The sequence below is a fragment of the Streptomyces sp. NPDC007905 genome (genome assembly GCF_042959345.1).
Lineage (GTDB): Bacteria > Actinomycetota > Actinomycetes > Streptomycetales > Streptomycetaceae > Streptomyces.
In genome coordinates this window covers 243006-265374 of the sequence record NZ_JBIBKS010000005.1, presented here as the reverse complement: position 1 = coordinate 265374, position 22369 = coordinate 243006, and the positions used below count along the sequence as shown (strand labels likewise).

18 protein-coding genes are annotated in these 22369 nt (G+C 70.4%); 9 read left to right on the top strand and 9 right to left on the bottom strand.

All coding sequences use genetic code 11. The annotated features are described in order from the left end of the window. A partial coding sequence (locus ACFZDC_RS11705; RefSeq protein WP_391322639.1) for a hypothetical protein occupies nucleotides 1-741 on the top strand: 741 nt, incomplete at its 5' end. 224 nt (nucleotides 742-965) lie between these two features. Here ACFZDC_RS11705 and rfbC read toward each other — a convergent pair. Together rfbC and rfbA are read right to left on the bottom strand one after the other, a co-directional pair. Next, nucleotides 966-1571 carry a dTDP-4-dehydrorhamnose 3,5-epimerase gene (rfbC, locus tag ACFZDC_RS11700; protein ID WP_391322637.1) on the bottom strand — a complete coding sequence of 202 codons (606 nt, stop codon included), beginning with the start codon at nucleotides 1569-1571 and terminating at the stop codon, nucleotides 966-968. A gap of 597 nt (nucleotides 1572-2168) precedes the next feature. Further along, entirely contained in the window at nucleotides 2169-3122 is a 954-nt protein-coding gene (rfbA, locus tag ACFZDC_RS11695) for a glucose-1-phosphate thymidylyltransferase RfbA (RefSeq protein WP_391322635.1), read from the bottom strand. Between the two features lie 214 nt (nucleotides 3123-3336). Between rfbA and ACFZDC_RS11690 the strand changes: the two genes are divergently transcribed. Further along, entirely contained in the window at nucleotides 3337-3753 is a 417-nt protein-coding gene (locus ACFZDC_RS11690; RefSeq protein ID WP_391322633.1) for a hypothetical protein, read from the top strand. Between the two features lie 526 nt (nucleotides 3754-4279). Here ACFZDC_RS11690 and ACFZDC_RS11685 read toward each other — a convergent pair. Then, complete coding sequence (locus ACFZDC_RS11685; RefSeq protein ID WP_391322630.1) at nucleotides 4280-6103, bottom strand: phosphoenolpyruvate carboxykinase (GTP); 1824 nt, start codon at nucleotides 6101-6103, stop codon at nucleotides 4280-4282. A 280-nt stretch (nucleotides 6104-6383) separates the two neighbouring features. Here ACFZDC_RS11685 and ACFZDC_RS11680 point away from each other — a divergent pair, with 280 nt between their 5' ends. From ACFZDC_RS11680 to ACFZDC_RS11660, 5 genes are all read left to right on the top strand, one after another. Next, nucleotides 6384-7097, top strand: coding sequence for a hemolysin III family protein (locus ACFZDC_RS11680; RefSeq protein ID WP_391322629.1), 714 nt, complete (start codon nucleotides 6384-6386; stop codon nucleotides 7095-7097). A gap of 109 nt (nucleotides 7098-7206) precedes the next feature. Next, nucleotides 7207-7353 (top strand): hypothetical protein, encoded by a 147-nt coding sequence (locus tag ACFZDC_RS11675; RefSeq protein ID WP_391322627.1) that lies wholly within the window; start codon nucleotides 7207-7209, stop codon nucleotides 7351-7353. Continuing rightward, nucleotides 7350-7991 (top strand): TetR family transcriptional regulator, encoded by a 642-nt coding sequence (locus tag ACFZDC_RS11670; RefSeq protein WP_391322625.1) that lies wholly within the window; start codon nucleotides 7350-7352, stop codon nucleotides 7989-7991. The genes ACFZDC_RS11675 and ACFZDC_RS11670 overlap by 4 nt, the downstream gene beginning before the upstream one ends. A 33-nt stretch (nucleotides 7992-8024) precedes the next feature. After that, on the top strand, nucleotides 8025-8756 hold the full coding sequence (locus tag ACFZDC_RS11665) for a Mut7-C RNAse domain-containing protein (protein ID WP_391322623.1): 732 nt from the start codon (nucleotides 8025-8027) through the stop codon (nucleotides 8754-8756). A gap of 48 nt (nucleotides 8757-8804) precedes the next feature. Further along, nucleotides 8805-9137 (top strand): hypothetical protein, encoded by a 333-nt coding sequence (locus tag ACFZDC_RS11660; protein WP_391322621.1) that lies wholly within the window; start codon nucleotides 8805-8807, stop codon nucleotides 9135-9137. Here the strand turns inward: ACFZDC_RS11660 and ACFZDC_RS11655 are convergent. The 6 genes from ACFZDC_RS11655 to ACFZDC_RS11630 form a co-directional block, all read right to left on the bottom strand. Next, entirely contained in the window at nucleotides 9121-11526 is a 2406-nt protein-coding gene (locus ACFZDC_RS11655; RefSeq protein ID WP_391322619.1) for a galactose oxidase-like domain-containing protein, read from the bottom strand. The two genes, ACFZDC_RS11660 and ACFZDC_RS11655, sit on opposite strands and share 17 nt — an antisense overlap. Then, on the bottom strand, nucleotides 11523-12707 hold the full coding sequence (locus ACFZDC_RS11650) for a glycosyltransferase (RefSeq protein WP_391322617.1): 1185 nt from the start codon (nucleotides 12705-12707) through the stop codon (nucleotides 11523-11525). Before ACFZDC_RS11650 ends, ACFZDC_RS11655 begins: the two co-directional genes overlap by 4 nt. Further along, nucleotides 12704-14356 (bottom strand): phospholipid carrier-dependent glycosyltransferase, encoded by a 1653-nt coding sequence (locus tag ACFZDC_RS11645; RefSeq protein WP_391322615.1) that lies wholly within the window; start codon nucleotides 14354-14356, stop codon nucleotides 12704-12706. The genes ACFZDC_RS11650 and ACFZDC_RS11645 overlap by 4 nt, the downstream gene beginning before the upstream one ends. After that, the gene (locus ACFZDC_RS11640) at nucleotides 14353-15621 is read right to left on the bottom strand and encodes a glycosyltransferase (protein WP_391322614.1); all 1269 of its coding nucleotides are present in this window, start codon (nucleotides 15619-15621) and stop codon (nucleotides 14353-14355) included. The genes ACFZDC_RS11645 and ACFZDC_RS11640 overlap by 4 nt, the downstream gene beginning before the upstream one ends. A 215-nt stretch (nucleotides 15622-15836) precedes the next feature. Further along, nucleotides 15837-17870 (bottom strand): DUF255 domain-containing protein, encoded by a 2034-nt coding sequence (locus ACFZDC_RS11635; protein WP_391322612.1) that lies wholly within the window; start codon nucleotides 17868-17870, stop codon nucleotides 15837-15839. Continuing rightward, nucleotides 17851-18441: a helix-turn-helix domain-containing protein gene (locus tag ACFZDC_RS11630; RefSeq protein WP_391322610.1), complete on the bottom strand. Its 591-nt coding sequence runs from the start codon at nucleotides 18439-18441 to the stop codon at nucleotides 17851-17853. Before ACFZDC_RS11630 ends, ACFZDC_RS11635 begins: the two co-directional genes overlap by 20 nt. 122 nt (nucleotides 18442-18563) lie before the next feature. Here ACFZDC_RS11630 and ACFZDC_RS11625 point away from each other — a divergent pair, with 122 nt between their 5' ends. After that, nucleotides 18564-18953, top strand: a complete 390-nt coding sequence (locus ACFZDC_RS11625) for a hypothetical protein (RefSeq protein ID WP_391322608.1) — start codon at nucleotides 18564-18566, stop codon at nucleotides 18951-18953. 205 nt (nucleotides 18954-19158) lie between these two features. After that, nucleotides 19159-22362 carry a tetratricopeptide repeat protein gene (locus ACFZDC_RS11620; protein WP_391322606.1) on the top strand — a complete coding sequence of 1068 codons (3204 nt, stop codon included), beginning with the start codon at nucleotides 19159-19161 and terminating at the stop codon, nucleotides 22360-22362. The last annotated feature ends 7 nt before the right edge of the window (nucleotides 22363-22369 follow it).

Genomic DNA, 22369 nt, shown 5'->3' with positions numbered 1-22369 from the left:
GAAGCCCTGCGGACCCTGCACACCCAGGTCACCCTGGAAGCCCTGCGGACCCTGCACACCCAGGTCACCCTGGAAGCCCTGCGGACCCTGCACACCCAGGTCACCCTGGAAGCCCTGCGGACCCTGCACACCCGGGACACCCTGGACGCCCGGGACACCCTGGAAGCCCTGCGCACCCAGGTCACCCTGGGGACCCTGGACGCCCGGAACACCCTGGACGCCCGGGACACCCTGGAAGCCCTGCGCACCCAGGTCACCCTGGGGACCCTGGACGCCCGGAACACCCTGGACGCCCGGAACACCCTGGAATCCCTGGAAGCCTCGCGGACCCTGGGGACCCAGGTCACCCTGCGGACCCTGAACGCCCGGAACACCCTGGACGCCCGGAACACCCTGGAATCCCTGGAAGCCTCGCGGACCCTGGGGACCCAGGTCACCCTGCGGACCCTGGACACCCGGGATACCCGGGACACCCTGCGGTCCCTGAGGGCCGGTCCTGCCGGTGTGTCCCTGCGGACCACGCGGTCCCTGCGGACCACGGTCGCGGTGCGGGTCGCTCACGTCGGCGGCCTTCGCCTTACCCGGGGTGGCACTCGTGGCACCGTTCGGGCCGGGCAGCCCCGTACTGCTGTTCCCGCCGGACCGGTGGATCGCGTCGGCGACGGCCACCGTGCTCGGGGCGATGTTGAGCACAACCGCAAGCGCGCCCACCGAAACCATGGTGGCGGATTTCACGCGTGAAATCCGCATCGTTCTACGGCTCACTGAGAACCTTCCTCGCGAAACTGGGGAGAGGGACCACACCGCAAGCACACCCGAAGAGTGCGCTCACCGAATCGTGACCACTGGTGGCCATTGTTCACTTCGAGGGATGGGATGACCGGGAATCGGCCCGTGGCATAATCCAATATCACCCGGCTGGCCGTAACGAGCCGCGATGATTTCAGCGGCCCGGTAATTCCGGATCAGTGGAACTCCCCAAGCGCAAGCCTTCTGCGGTACGCGCCGCACGCCGCAAATGAGGGCAGCAGGCCCTGGCGTTCGGCCTCCTGCAGCGTGGGCGCCGCCGCGTCCTTGCCGGAAAGGCACGGCACGAGATCCTCGGGCCAGGCGATGGCCAGCGACGGGTCGAGCGGACTGATCCCGAACTCCCGCTGTGGCGCGTATCCCTCCGAACACAGATAGACGACCGTGGAGTTGTCCTTCAGCGCCATGAAGGCGTGGCCCAGCCCTTCCGAGAGGTAGACGGAACGGTGTGTCGCGTCGTCCAGCCGAACCGCCTCCCATTTCCCGAACGTCGGGGAACCGGTGCGGATGTCGACCACCACGTCGAGGACGGCGCCGGCGACGCACGTCACGTACTTGGCCTGTCCCGGCGGAACCGACGCGTAGTGGATACCGCGGAGAGTGCCACGAGCGGAGCGGGAGCAGTTGGCCTGCGCCAGGCGGAGTCCCTGGCCGAGAGAATCCTGGAATCTCTCGCCCTTGAACCACTCGTGGAATCGGCCCCTGTCGTCCGTGAACACCGTGGGGGTGTCCACCCACGCCCCTTCAATTCCCAGTGGTTGCATCCTGGCCACTTCCTTCCACAACGCAGCTGTTTTTGCCGGACTTGACGTCCGCGTCTTCGGTACGTCAGCCGTGCTGCTTCAAGGGCCGTCCCACAACTGCTGGAAGCACGGCTGCGATGATCTTGCTGTGGCTGGTGTGATCGCGGCGTCGAGCCGTCCGGGACAGCCCCGTTCACCGGGCTGAGCTCGCGTCGGTTATTCGCCCGGCTGATCACCGCGCCGCAGCGCGCGGGTGCGGATCCGGTGCGCCCGCCGGATGTGGAGCCTTCCGCTGGAGGACCTGTGCCGCCGGTCGCCGCTACTGGCGGACAAACCTGACCCTGCCCCAACTGGCACCGCCGCTCGGGGTCCAGGTCCGCCGTCGATCGCATCATCGACCACCTCGGACCCGTGGGCGCCCCTCCAGCAGGCAAAGCGGTTCAGTGGGTCCGTGGGGACACCGCACTGATCGTGGGCGTGGCAGCTGTCCGGTGCGAAGGACGCCGCCGGCAGGACCACGGATCGCGGACGACGGCTACCGGGGCACTGGACCGGTCGTCCCGCACCCGCGACAAAGGCCAGGTCGAACTCCCCGGTCGGGACAGGAGAAGGACGTCGTCACACAAAGGCTCCGGGCCCGGTGCTGGGCAGTTCCTCGCGACGCGATGCGGTGTCGCCGCTGCCCCGTGGGGGCGCCACGAGGTGTCGGTAATCCTCCAGCAGACCCAGCAGGTAATGGCCGTATCCGCTCTTGAGCAGCGGCTGGGCCAGTTCCCGGAGCCGGTCGTCGTCGATCAGGCCTGCCCGCCAGGCCGCCTCCTCGATACAGCCGACCTTGAAGCCCTGACGCTCCTCGATCACCCGGACGAATTCCGACGCCTGAACCATGGAGGTGAAGGTCCCGGTGTCCAGCCACGCGGTGCCCCGGTCGAGCCGGGTGACGTGCAGCATCCCGGCCTCCAGATAGACGCGGTTGAGGTCGGTGATCTCCAACTCGCCCCTGGCGCTGGGTCGCAGGCCGCGCGCGATCTCCACGACGTGGTTGTCATAGAAGTACAGTCCGGGCACGGCGTACCGCGATTTCGGCCGGGCCGGTTTCTCCTCGATGGACAGCACCCGGCCCCGCTCGTCGAACTCCACGACGCCGTAGGCCGAGGGGTTGGCGACCTGATGGGCGAACACCCTGCCGCCCTCGAGGTCGTCATAGCGGGCCAGCCGTGTGCCCAGGCCGGTGCCGTGGAAGATGTTGTCGCCGAGAATCAGCGCGACCGACTCGTCGCCGATGAAGCCGGCCCCCAGGACGAAGGCATGGGCGATTCCCTCCGGACGCTCCTGGGCCACGTACTCCAGCCGCAGGCCCAGTTGACTGCCGTCGCCGAGCAACCGGCGGAACTGGGCCTGGTCTTCAGGGGTGGTGACGACCAGAATTTCCCGGACGCCGGCCATCAGCAGTGTGGAAAGTGGGTAATAGACCATCGGCTTGTCGAAGACCGGCAGCAGTTGTTTCGACACCGAACGGGTCAACGGCCACAGTCTTGAGCCGGTACCCCCGGCCAACAGAATTCCGCGCACGGCATCACCATAGGCGAATTGCCCGCAGATGGGACTTTTCGTGCAAGGTGTGGCGTGTGGACGTGTGGCGGGCACCGGCCCGCACGGCCCACCCACGCGCCCGACCGCGCAAGGTTCACCGTGCGTGACCGTACGACCCGCTTCCGCGAACAGGCTCAACTTTAGACGAATTCCAAGCTAGGATGGTTTCTGTCAGCGCACAGGAGGCCATCCCATGTACGAGCCGATCCGCACCAAGTCGGTCCACAGCACGATGGCCGACACCACCTCGGACTTCCCGCACCGCTCCCGCGAAGAGGAGCTGGACATCCAGCTCGCGGGCCATCTCGCGGCGCTGCTCGCCGTCACGGACGAGTTGCGCTCTTCCGGCCCCTCCGCCGAACTCGACACCGCGGCGGAGCGGCTCGCCGAGCTGGTGGCCCGGCTGCGCGGAGGCCGCGCCCCGGTCCGTGCCTCGATGCCCGCCGCGCAGGAGGTCTCCGCCCTGCACCGGCGGGCCCACGCGCTCGCCGGGCGCGCGCTCGTCGTCGCGGCCTCCCGGGCGAACACGGCGGCGGCGATCCTCGCGGCTGAGCGCATGGACGCGCACGCCGCCGCGCAGGCCCTGCAGGAGCGGAGTGCCGCCGGCTAGCCCTTCCAGGGCTTCATGAACGGCCCCGGTCCGCGTGCACCCGCAGCGACGCGCGGACCGGGCGCCATGGAACTGCGCGGCTTGGCCCGCGTGGTCACCGGTAGTCCGGCGCCGGAATGCACTGTAGTGGCTGATCGTGGCTGATCGCCGGTGCCGCGGAAAGAAAGGGCCTGCGACTGCCCCCACTGCCAAGGTCCGGTCGGCCAGGCCCGAAGACCTCGCCGCCGTCGCCCGTCTCCCCACGCACTACGTCCTGCACAGCGTTGCCACGTTCGATTCGACGAGACGCCCCGGTCTCCGCAGGAGCGGGAGGCGCCAGGCGGAAGGAGATCACCGCGCGCGGGCTGCCGTTTCTCGTGGCCGTGGAGGCGGGGCGGGTACCCGGCGAGGAGACCACCGCACACGCCGAAGGGGCCGATGGCGCACGCCGTTGTGCATCACCGGCCGCTTGCGGGGCGACGCCGCGGCCGGCCGTCGTGACGTCGCTGGTCAGGGCACTCGGCCGGCCGCGGAGCTCATCGGGGCATCAGCCCAGGCGCTGCACCAGCGCGCGGTACTGGTCCCACAGCTCCTTCGGGGTGTGGTCGCCGAAGGTGTTGAGGTGTTCGGGGACCAGGGCCGCCTCCTCGCGCCAGACCTCCTTGTCGACCGTCAGTAGGAAGTCCAGGTCGGAGTCGGACAGTTCGAGACCGTTGGTGTCCAGGGCCTGCTTGGTCGGCAGGACACCGATCGGGGTCTCGACGCCCTCGGCCTTGCCCTCCAGGCGCTCCACGATCCACTTCAGGACGCGGGAGTTCTCACCGAAGCCGGGCCAGACGAACTTGCCCTCGTCGTTCTTCCGGAACCAGTTGACGTAGTAGATCTTCGGCAGCTTGGACTGCTCCTTGTCCTTGGCCACGTCGATCCAGTGGGCCATGTAGTCGCCCATGTTGTAGCCGCAGAACGGCAGCATCGCGAACGGGTCGCGGCGCAGCTCGCCGACCTTGCCCTCGGCGGCGGCGGTCTTCTCGGAGGCCACGTTGGCGCCGAGGAAGACGCCGTGGTTCCAGTCGAAGGACTCGGTCACCAGCGGCACCGCGGTGGCGCGGCGGCCGCCGAAGAGGATCGCCGAGATCGGCACGCCCTTGGGGTCCTCCCACTCCGGCGCGATGATCGGGCACTGGGAGGCCGGGACGGTGAAGCGGGCGTTGGGATGGGCGGCCGGGGTCTCGGAGGCCGGCGTCCAGTCGTTGCCCTTCCAGTCGGTCAGGTGGGCGGGCAGTTCCTCGGTCATGCCCTCCCACCAGATGTCGCCGTCGTCGGTGAGGGCGACGTTGGTGAAGACCGCGTTGCCCCACAGCGTCTTCATCGCGTTGGCGTTGGTGTGCTCACCGGTGCCGGGCGCGACACCGAAGAAGCCGGCCTCGGGGTTGATCGCGTACAGGCGGCCGTCCTCGCCGAAGCGCATCCAGGCGATGTCGTCGCCGATGGTCTCCACGGTCCAGCCGGAGATGGTGGGCTCCAGCATGGCGAGGTTGGTCTTGCCGCAGGCGCTCGGGAAGGCGGCGGCGACGTACTTGGACTCACCCTGCGCAGGCGTGAGCTTGAGGATGAGCATGTGCTCGGCGAGCCAGCCCTCGTCGCGGGCCATGACGGAGGCGATGCGCAGGGCGTAGCACTTCTTGCCGAGCAGGGCGTTGCCGCCGTAGCCGGAGCCGTACGACCAGATCTCGCGGCTCTCCGGGAAGTGGGATATGTACTTGGTCGTGTTGCACGGCCAGGGGACGTCCTGCTGGCCCTCCTCCAGCGGGGCACCGAGCGAGTGCACGGCCTTGACGAAGAAGCCGCTGTCACCCAGCTCGTCCAGGACGGCCTGGCCCATGCGCGTCATGGTGCGCATGGAGACGGCGACGTAGGCGGAGTCGGTGATCTCCACGCCGATCGCGGACAGCGGGGAGCCGAGCGGACCCATGCAGAACGGGACGACGTACATGGTCCGGCCCCGCATCGAGCCGCGGAACAGGCCCTTGTCACCGGAGAAGATCTCCCGCATCTCCGCGGGGTCCTTCCAGTGGTTCGTCGGGCCGGCGTCCTGCTCCTTCTCGGAGCAGATGAAGGTCCGGTCCTCGACACGGGCGACGTCGGTCGGGTCGGAGGCGGCGTAGTAGGAGTGTGGGCGCTTGATCGGGTCGAGCTTCTTGAAGGTCCCCTTGCCGACGAGCTCCTCGCACAGTCGCTCGTACTCGGCCTCGGATCCGTCACACCAGACCACGCTGTCCGGCTGGGTCAGTTCGGCGATCTCGTTGACCCACGAGATCAGTTCCTGGTGGTTGGTGGGGATGACGGTGGGAGCCGCGATGTCGCGCGCCACGATCGCTCCTAAAAGAGGGGGTTTTTGTCTTGTCGCCCCGTGGGGGCCGCGACCCGGATGCTTCGTAGCCGCTCATCCGGTGCCGACCGCACTCATTTGATCATCCGATTCTAGTGCGCATCTGTCCAGAGGGCATCACAGGTGAGCGACGTGAGGAATCCCACGGTTTCCGTGATTCTTTGCGTGCACATGGAGTTCAACAGAAGGACTTTTTGCGTTACGCCCACTCACCCCTGCGCACTGACGCACGACTTACGGAGCCGTAGGTACCATGCCCCCCATGACTGCGTCCGCCCCCGACGCGCCCATGGACCCGCCGGCCGCCGGCCGCGGTCCCGTCGCGCTCACCCTGCCGCATCCGGTCAAGCCCAGGCTCCGCGGCTGGCTGCACCTCGGCATGTTCCCGGCCGTACTCATCGCGGGACTCGCGCTCACCGCCCTCGCCGACTCCACCAGAGGCCGCATCGCCTGCGGGATCTACGCCCTCACGGCGTGTCTGCTCTTCGGCGTCAGCGCGCTGTACCACCGGGGCAACTGGAGCCCGCGGATGGACGGCGTGCTGCGCCGCCTCGACCACGCCAACATCTTCCTGATCATCGCGGGCACCTACACCCCGCTGACCATGCTGCTGCTGCCCGGCGCCAAGGGTCAGTGGCTGCTGTGGAGCATCTGGGCCGCGGCCGCCGCGGGCATCATCTTCCGCGTCTTCTGGGTCGGCGCCCCGCGCTGGCTCTACACCCCCTGCTACATCGCGATGGGCTGGGCGGCCGTCTTCTTCCTGCCCGACTTCCTGCGCACCGGCGGCATCACCGTCCTGGTCCTGGTGATCGTCGGCGGCCTTCTCTACAGCGCCGGCGGCGTGATCTACGGCATCAAGCGCCCGAACCCCGCACCGCGCTGGTTCGGCTTCCACGAGGTCTTCCACTCCCTCACGCTCGCCGCGTTCGTCGTCCACTACGTCGGCATCTCGCTGGTGGCGTACCAGCACGCCTGACCCCTTTCCCCACCCCCCTGGCCACGGCTTGCGAGCCGTGGCCATTTTTCGTCTGCCCGAAAGTCACTCCCCGTGAAAGTAACTATATTTTGAGAGTTACTTTCATTTCATGGTTACTGTCACGCACGTGCGGATCGCGGCGCTTGTCTCGGCGCTGTCGGCCGCGGCATTCCTGCCGGGCACGCCGTCCGCCGCACGGAACGAGCCGCGCGACACCCCGGACATGGCCACGTCGGGGAGGGATGCCGGACAATGACGTCCATGACGGCCGCACGTTCCCCCCTCTCCCCCGCCGACCGGCCCCAGCTGGGCCTGCGGGAACGCAAGAAGATCAAGACCCGCGAGGCGATCCGCACCGCGACGTACGCGCTGATCAAGGAGCAGGGGTACGACGCCACGACGATCGAGCAGATCGCCGAGCGGGCCGAGGTGTCGCCATCCACCGTCTTCCGTTACTTCCCGACCAAGGAGGACATCGTCCTCACGGACGAGTACGACCCGCTGCTGCTCGAGGAGTTGCGCGCCCGGCCCGCCGGGGAGTCGTGGATGGACTCGCTGCGGTACGTGATCCACAAGGCCCTGGACGCGATGATGGCGCAGGACCCCGAGGTGCTCCGGATGCGGACACACCTCGGGGTGCAGGTGCCCGCCGTCCGCTCCCGGATGTTCGAGAGCATGTCGGAGACCGGGCGCCTGCTGCGCGGAGCGATCGCCGAACGCTCGGGCCTGGACCCGGACAGCCTCGAGGTCCGCGTCTACGCGATGTCCCTCACCGGCGGCCTCATGGAGGTCTACCTGCACTGGGCGGAGAGCGGCTTCGAGGGCGAACTCCGCGACCTCGTGGACCGGGCCCTGGACGTCCTGGAGCAAGGCCTCCCCACCGGATATCCCTGAGCCCGGCGCCCCTTCCCGTGGCATCCTGACCGGGTGAACGGTCCCGCGATCCACGTCGAGTTCGGCCCCGACCTGGCCGTGTTCGTCCCGAGCGAGCGGCGCCGGGGTGCCACCCCCGTCACCATCGACGGCGTCTCGACCCTCGGCCACGTGGTCGAGTCGACCGGCGTCCCGCTGACCGAGGTCGGGACCCTGCGGGTCAACGGCCGCGAGGTGCCGACGTCGTACATCCCCAGCGCGGGCGACTCGGTGGAGGTGCGGTCCGTCGAGCGCCCCCAGCAGGTCCCCGGCGCCCCCCTCCGCTTCCTGCTCGACGTCCACCTCGGCACGCTCGCCCGCCGACTGCGTCTGCTCGGCGTGGACACGGCCTACGAGTCGACCGACATCGGCGACCCGGCGCTGGCCGCCCGCTCGGCGGCGGAGAAGCGGGTCATGCTCAGCCGCGACCGGGGGCTGCTGCGCCGCCGCGAGCTGTGGGCCGGGGCGTACATCTACAGCACCCACCCGGAGGACCAACTTCGGGACGTCCTCGACCGGTTCGCCCCCGAGCTGCGGCCCTGGACCCGCTGCACCGCCTGCAACGGCCTCCTCGAGGAGGCCACCAAGGAAGAGGTCGCCGCCCAGCTCAAGGGCGGCACGAAACGGTCGTACGACGTCTTCGCCCAGTGCACGGAATGCGGCCGGGCCTACTGGAAGGGCGCGCACCACGATCAGCTGGAGGCGGTCGTGGAACGGGCGTTGAGCATGCGTACGCAGGGCGACTGAGTACCGGAGCCGATCCTTCGGGCACCCCCGGGGCGGTTGGCTGGGTCCATGACGACAGCGCATTCCACGCGGCCGCCGGCTCCCGGCCGTGCCCTCACCCGATGGTCGGCGTGGGGACTGGCCCTGCTCATCCCGAGCGTGCTCCTGGCGGCGATCGCCGCACTCAGCACCGAGCGCGGCAGCCGCTGCGTCGCGTACGACGAGTGCCCCCAGGTCCCGGGGGCACTCGTGTACGGCAGTCTCGCCGCGGCCGTCGTCGCGGGCCTCGCGGCCCTGCTCTGGCCGCGGCGCGGGTGGACCGATGGGCGGACCTGGGCCGTGGCGCTCCAGTGGGCCGCCCAGGTCCTGGTGGTCCTGCTGATCCTCAGCTACGGCGGCTGACGTCTCCCTTCCCGCAGGCCACCCCGTCCCGGTTCCGGTCCAGGCCCAGCGGATCGTCCCCGCCGTTGACCTTCAGCCGGCCGTAGCGGTTCTGCTTCAGCCAGGTGCAGCGGGCCGCGGTCGTCTTCTTCACCTGGGAGGGGAAGACCGTCGGCACGCACACGTTGACCGAGCCGTAGTGCCGGTCGCAGCCGGAGATCGTCGGGCTGACCGGCTGCGACGTCTTCTTCTTGGCGGGCCCGGAGACCTTGCCGGACAGGGCGTCGGCGAAGGAGTGGACGTGCGGGGAGACCGCGGAGGCGCTCAGGGCCGCCGGGCCCGACAGGTGCACCCACTTGGCCACCGAGGGCACCCCGCCCGCGTCCACCGCGAAGAGCATGTACCAGCCGGGCGGGGCCAGGTTGGGGTTGCTCGTCACGTTCAGGTCGACGTTGTTGCCGCTCACCGAGAGCGGCAGGTCGACGAAGCGCTGGTTCGGGTCGGAGGAGTGGGTGACCGCGGCCGGGCGGATCAGCTCGGCCTTGGCGATGGGCCGGTCGACGGTGATCCGCTGGGTGTCGCCGTACTTCCACTCCTGGTTGATCACCGAGGTGATCGCCGGCCGGGTGCCCTTGTAGAGGTAGGGCGGGGTGTAGATCGACACGTTGTGGTTCCAGGTGCCGTTGCCCGGGTTGTCGCCGGTGGCCATCACGCGGCCGTCGGGCAGCAGGAACGCCGAGGAGTGGTAGCCACGGGACTGGGGGTCGGCGTTCACCGGGTCGAAGGTGTTGGTGTTCGGGTCGTAGATCGAGGACTCGTACACCGGGTTGGCGCGGTTGTGCAGGGCGCCGCCCGTCTCCAGCACCTTGCCGTCGGGCAGCAGCACGGCGGAGACGTACATCTTGCCCTGGTTGCCGGTCTCGGCGATCTTGCCGTTGCCGAGGTCGACCGTGCCCTGCGGCATCGGCGGCCCGGCGACGTAGGACGGGTTCGCCTGCTTGAGGTCGATCAGGTCGGTCAGGCGGCCCGCGTCCGGGTTGGAGTCGATGTTGCCGCCGCCGATGGTGAGGACCTTCTGGTTCTGCGCCGGGGGCAGCAGCACGCTCGCGGACTGGTCCCGCTGGTCCTTGTTCTGCAGCCCGGGGACCTGCGTGACGGTGTTGGCGTTGTAGTCGTAGATCGCCGAGCCCGTACCGGGGATGTTGTTGCCGAAGACGTGGCTGCCCGTGTAGAAGAGCCGGCCGTCCTGCATCAGGACCATCGACGGGTACAGACCCCAGTACGACCAGGTCTGGTTGACCTGCCACAGCGCCAGCCACTTCTGCTGGGCGTTCGACCAGTACTCGGCGGTCACCGAGCCGGTGGAGTCCTCGCGCAGACCGCCGAAGGAGATGACGTCACCGTTGCCGAGCTCGGTCGCCGACGGGTACCAGTGACCGTCGTTGAGGTCGTTGGTCCTGCTGTAGGTCTCGGTCTTCGGGTCGAAGATGTACGAGTCCTTGAAGCCCTCGTAGCCGTGCCCGCCCGCCACCGGATAGGCCTTGTTGCCGCTCATGACGAGCACCCGCCCGTCCTGGAGCTGCACATGCCCCGCGCAGAACATGTCCTTCGGCGTCGGTATCAGCTTGTACGTGCCCTTGGCCGGGTCGTACACCGCGCTGGTGAAGCTGCCCGCGGCGAAGTTCTCCTCGCTGTTGCCGGAGCCCGCGATCAGCAGCACCTTGCCGTTGTTGAGCACGACGGAGTGCATGGACCGGACCGGGTTCTGCGTCGGCAGCACCGACCAGCTGCCGTTGGCGCACTGGTCGCCCGTGCCGGTGCACTGGGCGGGCGGCAGCGTGTCCGGGACCTGATCCATGGTGTAGTCGTCGGTGGTCGCCGAACCGGTGCCGTAGACGGAGACACCCCAGGTGATCCGGTCGGTACCCGCCGGGACCGCGGGGGTACGGACCGTGGCCCGCGTCCAGGCCGACGCCATGTCCAGGGTCTTGAGGTCGGTCCAGTACTGCCAGCCGGCGGTGGTGTCGTGCCGGAAGAGGGTGACGTTGGCGTCCGGAGTGCTGGTCTTGTACCAGAGCCCCAGGTCGTACTGCTTGCCGACGCTCACCACCGGCGCGCAGTCGGTGGACTCGGTGATCAGCGCCTTGCGGTCGCCGTCGACCCGGCGGGTCAGCGTGACCTTCATGGCCTTGGTGCCGGAGTGGGCGTCCGGCACCGTCGCGAAACTGAAGTCGTTGTCGCCCCAGCCGGACTTCTCCCAGCAGTACGGCATGCCGTCCGTACCGGCGGTCTCGAAGCCCGGGTTCTTCACCAGGTTCGCGGCCACCGCCGACTCGGGTGAGGTGAGCAGCAGACCGGCGGTCAGGGCCCCCACCCCGAGCAGCGCGGTCCGTCTGCGGTGCTTCTTCACGCGGCTCTCCTTGCGGTTGTACGACCCCCGCGGCGGCGTCGCGGGAGATAGACCAGCGCCTCGGTCCCGACGAAGCGCAGGACGAACGTCATGACCAGCGCGAGCGCGGTGGCCGGCAGCGCGCCCATCGCGAACCGGCCGACGAGCACCGCGATCAGCGGGATGCGCAGCACCAGGTCCGCGTTGGCGAGCAGCGTGAACCGGCCCAGGCGGTCCCACCAGCGGCGGTGCCCACGCCGGTCACGGAACAGCAGCTGCTCGATGAGCAGGAAGTTCCAGGCGACGCCGAGCTGGTTGGCGAGGATCTCGGCCGACACGTAGTGCAGGCCGAACACGGTCAGCGCCCACAGCCCGACCAGGTTCGGCACGAATCCGCTCGCGCCGATCAGCCCGAAGCCGACCATGCGGGCGACGGGTGAGGCGGTGCGCAGCCCGGCCAGGTGACGCAGGAAGCGGAGGCCCTCCTGCGCGGTCGACTTGGACTCGCCCGCGAACCGGTCCTGGAAGACGAACGGCACCTCGGCGACCTGCCGGGGACGGCTGCGTACGGCCAGCTCCAGGAGGATCTTGTAGCCGAGCGGCTTGAGCACGTCCGCGGTGACCGCGCTGCGCCGGATGGCGAAGAAGCCGCTCATCGGGTCGCTGATGCCGTGCAGCCGACGCGGGAACAGGGTCTTGGTGAGCCAGGTCGCGCCGCGCGAGACGGCCACCCGGTAGTTGCCGGCGAGGCCGGCCCGGCTGCCGCCCTTGATGTACCGGGAGGCGACGACAAGGCCGGCGTTCGACCGCTCGCCGGTGGCCACCAGCTCCGGTACGAGGGACGGCGGATGCTGGCAGTCGCCGTCCATCACGACGATCCACTCCGAGGCCGCCGCCCTCAGCCCCTCGACCACCGCCCCGCCGAGCCCGCCGACCGGTTCCTCGCGGTGCAGCACGGCCACCGGGAACGGGCAGTCCTGTGCGGCCTCGCGGATCACCTCGGGGGTGTCGTCGGTGGAGTCGTCCACGAAGACGACCTCGCAGGGCAGCCGCGCGGGTACCGACGCGGTGATCTGGTGCAGCAACTGCCGGATGTTCGCCGACTCGTTGAAGGTCGGTACGACGATGGTGACGGCGCCGGGCTCGGCGACCTCCGCGGCGTCAAGGCCGGCGGCCGGGACGGTGTGCTCGTGGCTGCTCATCGCGCGCCTCCCGCGGCTGCCGGCCCGATCCGCCGGATCTCGATGCGGTCTTCTCCGGTGCCGAAGGTGGCGACCGGCTCGGAGTGCCGGATGGCCGCCTTGACGTTGGGCAGGTCCCGGGCGTCGCGCCGGACGGTCGGCGAGGCGACGACGTAGTCGATGTCCCGCCAGCCGTGCGGCATCGTCTCGGTGACGGCCGGGTCGAGGTCCGCCTTGTAGAACCAGATGGCGCCGAGCCCGGGCCGGTATCCGGCGTGCACGAGGTCCAGCCAGAGGGCGTCGTCCACCAGGACCCGGGTGTCCTTCGGGTTCTCGACCTGTGTGCTGAGCCAGGTGGAGGCCTGCCGGTAGGGCCGGTTGGCGTCCGCGGTGAGGGCGGTGCGGTCGCCGTCGTACCAGTGCGGTACGACGTAGGCGCCCGCCGCGAGGGCCAGTACGACGGCCAGCGCGTACCGGCCGCCGGTGACGTACCGCTTCTCGCCCTCTCCGCGCCACCGGCGCAGCACCCCGTGGGCGACGGAGGCGGTGCCTCCCGCGAGGACCAGGGCGAGGAAGGGCAGGGCGCCGATGACGTACATGGCGGGCAGATAGCCGTTGGGGCGCAGGGCCACCGTGGCCAGGATCGCCACGGTCAGGGCCGGTCCGGCCAGGGCGCGGGCGGTGACCGACCAGCGCCAGGTGACGATCAGCAGCAGGGCTGCGGCCAGGCCGCCGAGGGGCAGGACCCGGTCGTAGTACAGCCAGGAGTGCAGCACGCCGTACGAGCCGGAGGCGCTGTCCAGGATGAATCCGGAACCGGGCCTGGACATCTGGTACTTGATGCCGTCCCAGAGGGAGACGTGCCCGCTGCCCGGGAACAGCTCACCCTTCAGCAGGGCGAAGAGCGGGTAGGAGAAACCGATCAGGACGCAGGCGGTGACGGCCCCGGTGAGGGCGAACTTACGCGTGTCGCGGTGGCTGTGCCGCCACATCGTGACGAACAGGGCGGGCAGGACGACGAGCATCGTCTCCTTGGTGAGGACCCCCGCGGCGGCCGCGAGACCCGCGCCGAAGTGGTGCCAGAGGTGCCGGCTGGGCGAGGCGGCGAGGCAGAACGCCAGCAGCAGCCACATCACGGCGATGTTGTCGAGGAAGATCTCCCGCTGGAGGACCACCGCCAGCGGGGAGAGCCCGAACAGGAGCATGCCGAGCCCGGCGGCCCAGCGGGGCAGGGAGAGCCGGCGCCCGAGCACGTACACCAGCACCGCGCTGAATGCGCTGATCACGAGCATGGTGGGCCGCATGCTGCCGACGGTCATCGAGCCGGGGCTGATCGCCGAGGGTATCCAGCTGAGCAGGGCTATCTGGACCCAGCCCAGCGGCGGATGGTCGTACCAGTAGGTGTAGTGGGCCAGGCCCTTGCCGTGCTGCACGGCCCAGGCCTGGGCGAGGTAGGTGCCCTCGTCGTCGCTGAGGGTCGGGTAGTCGGCGATGTTCCAGCCCTGGACCAGGAGGATCACCGCGAGCAGGAGTCCGCACAGCAGCAGGTCGGAGCGGAAGGACCGGAGCCGCTCCGGCGGGCTCGTTCGGCCGGTCGAACGTGTGTCAGGCGCAGGCTCGCGCTCCGCGGGGACCTTCGCAGTGGTCGCCGCGGGAAGAGTGGAGGTCACGCGGGAACGTCCTCTCGGATGGGCTCGGCCGCGGTGAGGTGCGCGCCGACGTGCGTGGTCAACTCCCAGTCGGTGCGGCCGTGTTGCTCGCGCCATACGGCGCGGATCGCGGCCCCGGCCAGGAGGACCTGGTAGAAGGGGCCGCCCACGACGAGTTTGACGTAGTGGACCGGGCGGACCCTGAGTCCGTACTGCTTGCCGAAGTCGTGCAGGCCGACCACCTCGAAGACGAAGGTGACGGCGGCCGTGACCAGCGGCAGGAAGGTGAGGAAGGCGACGCCGACGGGCACGTCGAGGAAGAGCGCCACGCCCGCGTTGAGCGGGATGATCACGCCGGAGAAGGCCTGCAGGAACGGGGTCATCAGCGTGTACCGGGCGAGTAACCGCTGTCCGAGCGCCGGGAGTTGCTTCCAGTCCTTCTTCCGGTACACCTGCAGGAAACCCTGGTTCCAGCGGGTGCGCTGCTTCAGCAGTGACATCAGCGAGCCCGGCGTCTCCTCACGGGTGACCATGTCCGAGTCGTAGGCGACGACGACCTTCTTGCCGACGCTGGACAGGCGCACGCCCAGGTCGCAGTCCTCGGCGAGGCAGTGGGGGTCCCAGCCGTCCGCTTCCCTGAGGACGTCGGTCCGCACGAAGACGGTGTTCCCGCCGAGCGGGATGAACCCCTTCTGCGCGTGCAGGTGCAGGCGGGAGCGGAACCAGAAGAAGTACTCCAGGCAGTTGCGCAGGCTGTACCAGCTGGAGTGGAAGTTGATGAGCTGGACCCCGCCCTGGACCACGTCCGCCGCGGTCGTGCGGAAGGCGTGGTCGACGTGGGCGAGCAGCTCCGGGTGGACCTGGTCCTCGGCGTCGAAGACCCCGACGACGTCACCGCGGCAGTGCGGCAGCGCCGTGTTCATGGCCTTCGGCTTGTTCTTCTTCTCGTGGGTGTCGACGACGACACGCACGCGCGGGTCGCGTTCGGCGGCCTGCTCGGCCACCGCGGTGGTCTCGGGGTCGTCGTGCCCGACGATCACGATGATCTCGAAGTCGGTGTGTGTGGACTCCAGCAGCCGCTGGATGGTGTGGTCGAGCACGGCCTGCTCGTGCCGTGCCGGCAGGAGCAGGGAGAACGACAGGTGCTCGTCCCCGTCCGGTCTGTTGAACCGGGTGGAGGCGAGCACCTCGGGCGTACGCCACGCGTGCATCTGCCACCACAAGGTGAAGGCCGCCACCCAGAACAAGGCCAGCGAGACGGCAGCGATGAAGACAGACGTCAGCAAACAGATCCCCCCAGATCCCCATGTACCCCCGGGGACGCAACGGTGAGTCACACCCGTCACGTCGCTGTGGAGAGACTAGGGGGGTTCCGTGAAGGGCGAGACCTGTTCCGATAAATAGTGTGTTTCGGAACGGTGGTGCGGGTAGCGGGATCTATCCGAACACCTGCTCACATTTGGACAGTTCGACGCTCCGCTCCCCCGCGCGTTTCCACCGCTCAGCGGGCATTGAGCGCCACCCCCAGTCGTTCCGCATCCGTCGTCGGCGCGTCACAGGTGAAGTTACGGCAGATGTACGCCGCCGGTTCACCGCCGACGAGCGGACGATCGGCGAGCAACGGGAACTCGTCACTGTCCGGAGTCCCGACGGCGACGACAGCACCCGGAGCGGTGCCGAGCAGGGCCGTACGGTGCAGGGCGGCTGTCCGCTCGTCGGCGAGGGACGGTCCGACGATCGCGACCTCCTTGGGCCCGTCGAGCAGTGCCTCCGCGACGGCCAGCCCCCAGCCGATGAACCGCGGCACACGCGGTCCGAGCGCCTTGACGACGCCCAACGCCCGCTCGGCGGCGGTCCGGTGGGCTTCGGCGCCGGTGTGGGCCGCATAACCCAGCAGCGCGCCGGCCGCCGCGGTCCAGCCCGACGGGGTGGCGTTGTCCGTGGGGTCCTGGGGCCGGCGGATGAGCCGCTCGGCGTCGGAGGCCGTGTCGTACAGGGCGCCGTTCGCGGGGTCGGTGAAGCGGGTCAGCACATGGTCGAGGAGCAGCCCGGCGAAGTCCAGCCAGACGCCCTCGCCGGTCACGGACGCGAGCGCCAGGAAGCCTTCGGCGACATCGGCGTAGTCCTCCAGTACACCGGCGTTGGGCCCCACTCGACCGTCCCGGCTGGTCCGGGCGAGCCGGGCGTGCTCGTCGAGATGCACCCGTACGAGGAGATCGGCGGCGCCGACGGCGGCATCGACGAGGTCGGGCCGCCCGAAGTACGCCCCGGTCTCGGCGAGCGCGGCGATCGCGAGCCCGTTCCAGGCGGCGACGACCTTGTCGTCCCGGCCGGGAGCCGGCCGCTGGGCCCGCGCCCGCAGGAGGCGCCCCTTGATCGATTCGACCTTCTCGGCCCCGAACACGCCCTCGCTCCGCGGAAGCTGGAGGACCGACTGCCCGTGCTCGAACGTGCCCTCCTCCGTCACCCCGAAGTACTGCGCGGCGAGGTCGGCGTCCTGCTCCCCGAGGATCCGGCGGAACTGCTCGGGGGTCCACACGTAGTACGCGCCCTCGACGTGCCGCCCGCTCCCGTCGTCGCTGTCGGCATCGAGGGCCGAGGCGAACCCTCCTTCACCGGTGCGCAGTTCTCGCACCAGGAAGTCGGCGGTCTCCAGCGCGACCCGCCGGGCGAGGTCGGACCCGGTGGCCCGCCACAGATGGGCGTAGACCCGGCACAGCAGCGCGTTGTCGTACAGCATCTTCTCGAAGTGCGGCACGATCCAGTCGCGGTCGACGGAGTACCGGGCGAACCCGCCGCCGAGCTGGTCGTAGAGACCGCCCCGGGCCATCCGCTCACACGTGTCCTGCGCCATCTGCAGCGCGCCCTCGGCACCCGTCCGCGCGTGGTGCCGCAGCAGGAACTCCAGGACCATGGAGGGCGGGAACTTCGGCGCGCCGCCGAATCCGCCGCGCTGCGGGTCGTACTCGCGGGTGAGCCCCAGCAGGGCCTGCGCGAGCTCCTGCTCGCCGGGAAGCTGGGCGGTCTGGTAGCCGATCTCCCGCTGGGCGAGATCGCGCACGATCTTCCCGGCCACCTCGCCGACCTCCTCCCGCCGCTCGTCCCAGGCCTGCCGGACCCCTTGCAGCACCTGCCGGAACGAGGGCATGCCGTGCCGGGGCTCCGGCGGGAAGTACGTCCCGAAGTAGAAGGGCTCGGCGTCCGGCGTGAGGAACACGGTCATGGGCCAGCCGCCCTGCCCGGTGGCCGCCTGCACGGCCTCCATGTAGACGGCGTCGACGTCGGGGCGTTCTTCGCGGTCGACCTTGATGTTGACGAAGTGCTCGTTGAGAAGGTCGGCGGTGGCCCGGTCCTCGAAGGATTCCTCGGCCATGACGTGACACCAGTGACAGCTGCTGTACCCGACGCTCAGCAGTACCGGTTTGCCACTCTCGCGGGCCTCCTCGAAGGCCGCGGCCGACCAGGGCCACCAGTCGACGGGGTTGTCGGCGTGCTGGAGCAGATACGGAGACGTCTCATGGGCCAGTCGGTTCACCGTTCCACTCTCCCACGGGCTCCGGCACCGCGTAGAAACGCATCAGCACCGGGCGCGCCTCGTCGGGCGCCGTCTCGCGTGGATGACCGTAGCGGTGGAGCAGGGCGTGGTAGTCCCGCATGAAGGCCAGCAGTTCGTCCCTGGTCATCCACGTACCGTGACGCTGGACCTGGGCCCAGCCCTCGGGGCCGCGGTACTCCTGGTGGGCGCGGCGGTAGAGGGCGGTGTCAAACTCGATCTTGAGGTGGGCGAGCTGTGCGGCGGCCGCGTACTCCTCGGGGGACATGGCGGCCGGGTCGGGGGTGGTGTGGCTGAAGGGCAGGGACCGCCACCAGCGCTCGCGCCCGCCGGACTTCTCCGGAATCTCCTCGATGAGCCGCTGCTCGGCGAGTTTGCGCAGGTGGTAGCTGGTGGTCCCGGAGCTTTCGCCGAGTTCGCGGGCGAGGACGGTGGAGTTCGCCTCGCCGTGCCGGCCGAGGTAGTCGAGGATCCGGCGGCGCAGGGGATTGCCGAGGGACTTGTAGAGAGCGGTGCGCTCAAGGCTGGTCATCTCGGGCATGCCGTCGGTCATGCGGCCACCGTAACCCTGAGCACCCCGAGTCGTCCCCGATGTTTGCCGATTTTCCTTTGCAGAAATTTCTCTGCGGTCTATGGTGGGGAGCAGACGAGAGACGATCGGACGGGGGTTCTTTCATGAAGGTCGCGCTGAAGAGGTGGATGCTGCTCCTGCTCGGGGCGGGAGCCGTCCTCCTCGTGCCGTGGATGGTGGTGCTCGCCCTGACCCTGCCCGGCAGCACGGAGGTACGGCACTGGTCACTGGCCTGGATCGGCCTCGACGCACTCCTGGCGGCGGGCTGCGCCACCACGGCCTTACTCGGACTGCGCGGGGATCCCCGGGCCCGCCTCACGGCCTCCGCGACGGCGGCGGTGGCGGTGCTGGACGCGTGGTTCGACATAACGACGGCATCGGCCGGTGCGCAGCTCGCCGAGGCGGTCGCGTGTGCGGTGGCGGAGGGGGTGTTGGCGGGGGCGTGTGTGCTCCTGGCGCTGTCCAAGGGGCGCGGCCACCCGGAGTCCTCGTAGCGTCGGCCCATGCCACGAGGTCCTTTCGGGTCCGCGCTCCCTGCCTCACGAGTCGTCAGTCCTCGCGCCCCCGCAGAAACACGGCCCGCCGCAAGGCGGTTGCCACCAAACCCTCACCCACCCCCTGATCTTCGCCCCCTCGCGCTGCCGGCTTCCCCCAAGGACACTCGTAGGCACAGGAGTTGCCGCCGGAGGGGGACGGGACATGCGGGACGGCCATCGGGTGGACGCCGAGCGGTTGCTGGCACGGGCCGTGGAGGAGGAGGTACGGCGCTCCGGCGGGCGGACCGACGGACACCTGCTGCTGGCGCGGGCGCGCGGCGCGCTGGACGCCATGGCACAGACGGCCGCCGAGGAGTACGAGGCCTACACGGGCACGCTCGACGAGACCGAGGCGGGCCGCCTCACCTTCGGCCAGCGGTACACGCGCGAGGGTGCCGGAACGGCCTTGCTGGTGGCCGCGGTCGCCGCGGTGGCCGCCGCCGTCGCCGACCTGTCCCTCGGCACGGGTGCCGGCACGGCCGTCGGAGCGGGCGCCGCCGTGGGCGCGGCGGGGGCCGCCGCCACCGTGCTGAAGGTGGCCGGCTCCCATCTGCCCGCCGCCCACCATCGCGCGGGCGCGGCCGGACAGCCCGGCGGCCCGGAGCAGTTGCGGCTGCAGTGGCTGACGGCACTGGAGGTGCGCGGCATCCGCCCGTTCCTCGACCAGCAACGGGTGCTCAGCGCCTCCACCGGCCCGAAGAAGGCGAACGGCCCGGCGCTGCGCGGCGCGGACAAGAGCGCGGCGGCCCGCAGGCGTACGGTGCTGGAGCAGTCGTTCGCACAACTGCCGGAGCCGGACGGCCCGTTCGCGGGGCGTCGCCAGGAGCTGGCGCGGATCAGGCAGTGGGCGCAGGCGGCCCGGGCCGCCACCGAGACCCGGCCGACGGTGGTCGTGCTGCACGGAGAGCCCGGCTCGGGCCGTACGACACTCGCGGTCCGTGCGGCGCACGACCTCAAGGACCACTTCCGTGGCGCGGTCGTCGTGGATCTGCGCGGCGACAGCCGCGAGGAGCCGCCGCTGCCCACCCGGGACGCCCTGCTGCACCTGCTCAACCGGCTCGGCGCCCCCCGCGAGCAGCTGCTGTTCCGTGAACGCTCCTCACCCGACCAGCAGGTCAAGCGGCTCGGCGAGCTGTACCACCGGCAGCTGACCGGCTTGCCGGTGACGATCGTGCTGGACGACGCCTCGGACGCGGAGCAGGTGCGCGCCCTGGTGCCCGAGCACTCCGACAGTCTGGTCCTGGTCACCGCCCGAACCTCGCTCGAGCTGCCCGCGGACCTGCCGGCCTGGGTGCACCACCTGCCGGTCCAGGCGCTGGACGCGGCGGGCGCCGAGGAACTGCTGAGCGCGGCCGCGCAGGACACGTCGGGCCCGTACGACGCCGAGTCCACCGACCGTATCCGGCAGTTGTGCGGAGGCCTGCCGCTGGCGCTGCGCGTCGCCGGTTCCTCGCTGGGCCCGCGCTCGTCCCGGCAGCTGGCCTCCGATCTCGGCGCCTACGGCCCGGTGGAGCCGGTGGAGCGCGTGCTGTGGCTGCGCTACACCGACCAGCAGGCGAGCGAGCGCCGGCTGCTGAGAAGGCTGGCGCTGGCCGGCCGGGCCTCGCTCGGCGCGGCGGCGGCCGCCGCGCTGCTGGCCACGGACGAGCAGGAGGCCACGCGCCGGCTGGTGGCACTCGCGCAGGCCGGCCTGATCGACCACGTGCGCGGCAGCCGCTACCGGCTGCACGACCTGGTGCGTGCCTTCGCGCAGGCCCGGCTGCTGGACGAGGAGGACCCGGCCGAGCGCACGGCGGCGCAGGAGCGGCTGATCGTGAACTACGCGGAACTGGCCGACTCGGTGCTGCGCCTGGTCGACGGCAACATGTCGACGCGCTCGGACCGGTTCGGCTCGCACGGCTTCACCTCGCTGGACGAGGCGCTGCGCTGGCTGGACGACGAGTCCAGTTTCATCACGGCGACGCTGCGCCACGCGGAGGGCGTGAACCAGTCGGCCGTGCTGAACCTGCTCGGCGCCCTGTGCGACTACTGCCTGCTGCGCGGCGACCTCTACCGGCTCGGCGAGATCAGCGAGCTGGCCCAGGCCGTGGACGAGGGCCTGCTGGTGCGCTCGGTGCAGTGGCGCACCGGTATCGCGGCCCGCCAGCTCGGTGAACTCGACAAGGCACGCACCACGCTCGCCTCCGTGGTGGACCTCTACCGGGAGGCCCACCACGACGCGGGCGCCGCCCGCGCCCTGACGTCCCTCGGGATCACCCTGCACCATCAGGGCCAGCTGACCGAGGCCGCAGCCAGGCTCCAGGAGTCCCTGGACCTGCAGGCCGCCCCGGAGCTGGCGACGGACCGCGCCTGGACGATGCACGCGCTGGCCGCGGTCCAGCGCGACCGCGGCCGCCTCTCGGAGGCCCTGGACCTGCTCACCCGTTCCCTGGTCCTGCACTCCCAGGGCGGCTCGGTGCACGGCGAGGCCTGGGCCCACTTCCAGCTCGGTCAGCTGGCCCTGCGCATGGGCGACGTACCGCGCGCGGAGACGGAGCTGCGGGCCGCCCTGGAGCGGTACGGCCGTACGCGCGACGCCCGCGGGGAGGCCTGGGCGCTGACCCAGCTGGCCCGGGCGCGGCTGGTCGACGGCGACCCCACCCCCGCCGTCGAGGCCCTGCGCCAGGCGGCGGCCCGACACCGGGAGAACGAGGACGCGCGCGGCGAGGCGTGGACGCTGTACTACCTCGGCCAGGCCCTGGAGGAGACCGGCGAGCTGGACCAGGCGGTCCGCGACCTCGAACGCTCCCGGCAGATGTTCTCCCGGATGCGCGATGTCTACGGCCTCGCCTGCGCCCGGCACCACTCGGCCCGGGTCACCCGTGACCAGCGGGCCGCGCAGACCGGCTCGCTGCGCAACTCGGGCTTCGCCCGCCAGCTGCTCGTGGACGCCCGCGCCGACTTCCAGCGCATCGGCGTCGCCCACGGGGAGGCCTGGACGTGCCTGGAGCTGGCGGTGGTGGACGCGGGCAACGCCCGGAACCAGCAGGCGCTGTCCCTGTGCGACGAGGCGCTGACCCTGTTCACGTCCTACGGCGACCGGCGCGGTGAGGACTGGGCCCGCTTCCTGCGCTGCACCCTGCTGCCGTACGCGTCGCCGGGCGGCGTCGACGTGGGCACCGCGGTCGCCCAGGAGGAGCTGGCCCAGCTGGCCCGCGCCACCCATCCGCTGCGCGACGAGAAACTGGACGACTGGCTGTCGGCCTACGCCCTGCTGCTGGAGCGGGGCGTGAACCTGGAGGCGGGCTGGCAGGCCTGGCGCCTGCGCATGACCCCGGACCGCCACGCCCGGGAGGTGATGGGGGTGGCGGTACCGGCGGGGCACTGACCTTGCG

Bases quoted from the DNA above. Each gene is read 5' to 3' on its own strand.
- rfbC (WP_391322637.1), bottom strand. From the start codon at position 1,571: ATGCAACCACTGGGAATTGAAGGGGCGTGGGTGGACACCCCCACGGTG.
- ACFZDC_RS11690 (WP_391322633.1), top strand. From the start codon at position 3,337: ATGTACGAGCCGATCCGCACCAAGTCGGTCCACAGCACGATGGCCGAC.
- ACFZDC_RS11680 (WP_391322629.1), top strand. From the start codon at position 6,384: ATGACTGCGTCCGCCCCCGACGCGCCCATGGACCCGCCGGCCGCCGGC.
- ACFZDC_RS11675 (WP_391322627.1), top strand. From the start codon at position 7,207: ATGGTTACTGTCACGCACGTGCGGATCGCGGCGCTTGTCTCGGCGCTG.
- ACFZDC_RS11670 (WP_391322625.1), top strand. From the start codon at position 7,350: ATGACGTCCATGACGGCCGCACGTTCCCCCCTCTCCCCCGCCGACCGG.
- ACFZDC_RS11660 (WP_391322621.1), top strand. From the start codon at position 8,805: ATGACGACAGCGCATTCCACGCGGCCGCCGGCTCCCGGCCGTGCCCTC.
- ACFZDC_RS11650 (WP_391322617.1), bottom strand. From the start codon at position 12,707: ATGAGCAGCCACGAGCACACCGTCCCGGCCGCCGGCCTTGACGCCGCG.
- ACFZDC_RS11630 (WP_391322610.1), bottom strand. From the start codon at position 18,441: ATGACCGACGGCATGCCCGAGATGACCAGCCTTGAGCGCACCGCTCTC.
- ACFZDC_RS11625 (WP_391322608.1), top strand. From the start codon at position 18,564: ATGAAGGTCGCGCTGAAGAGGTGGATGCTGCTCCTGCTCGGGGCGGGA.
- ACFZDC_RS11620 (WP_391322606.1), top strand. From the start codon at position 19,159: ATGCGGGACGGCCATCGGGTGGACGCCGAGCGGTTGCTGGCACGGGCC.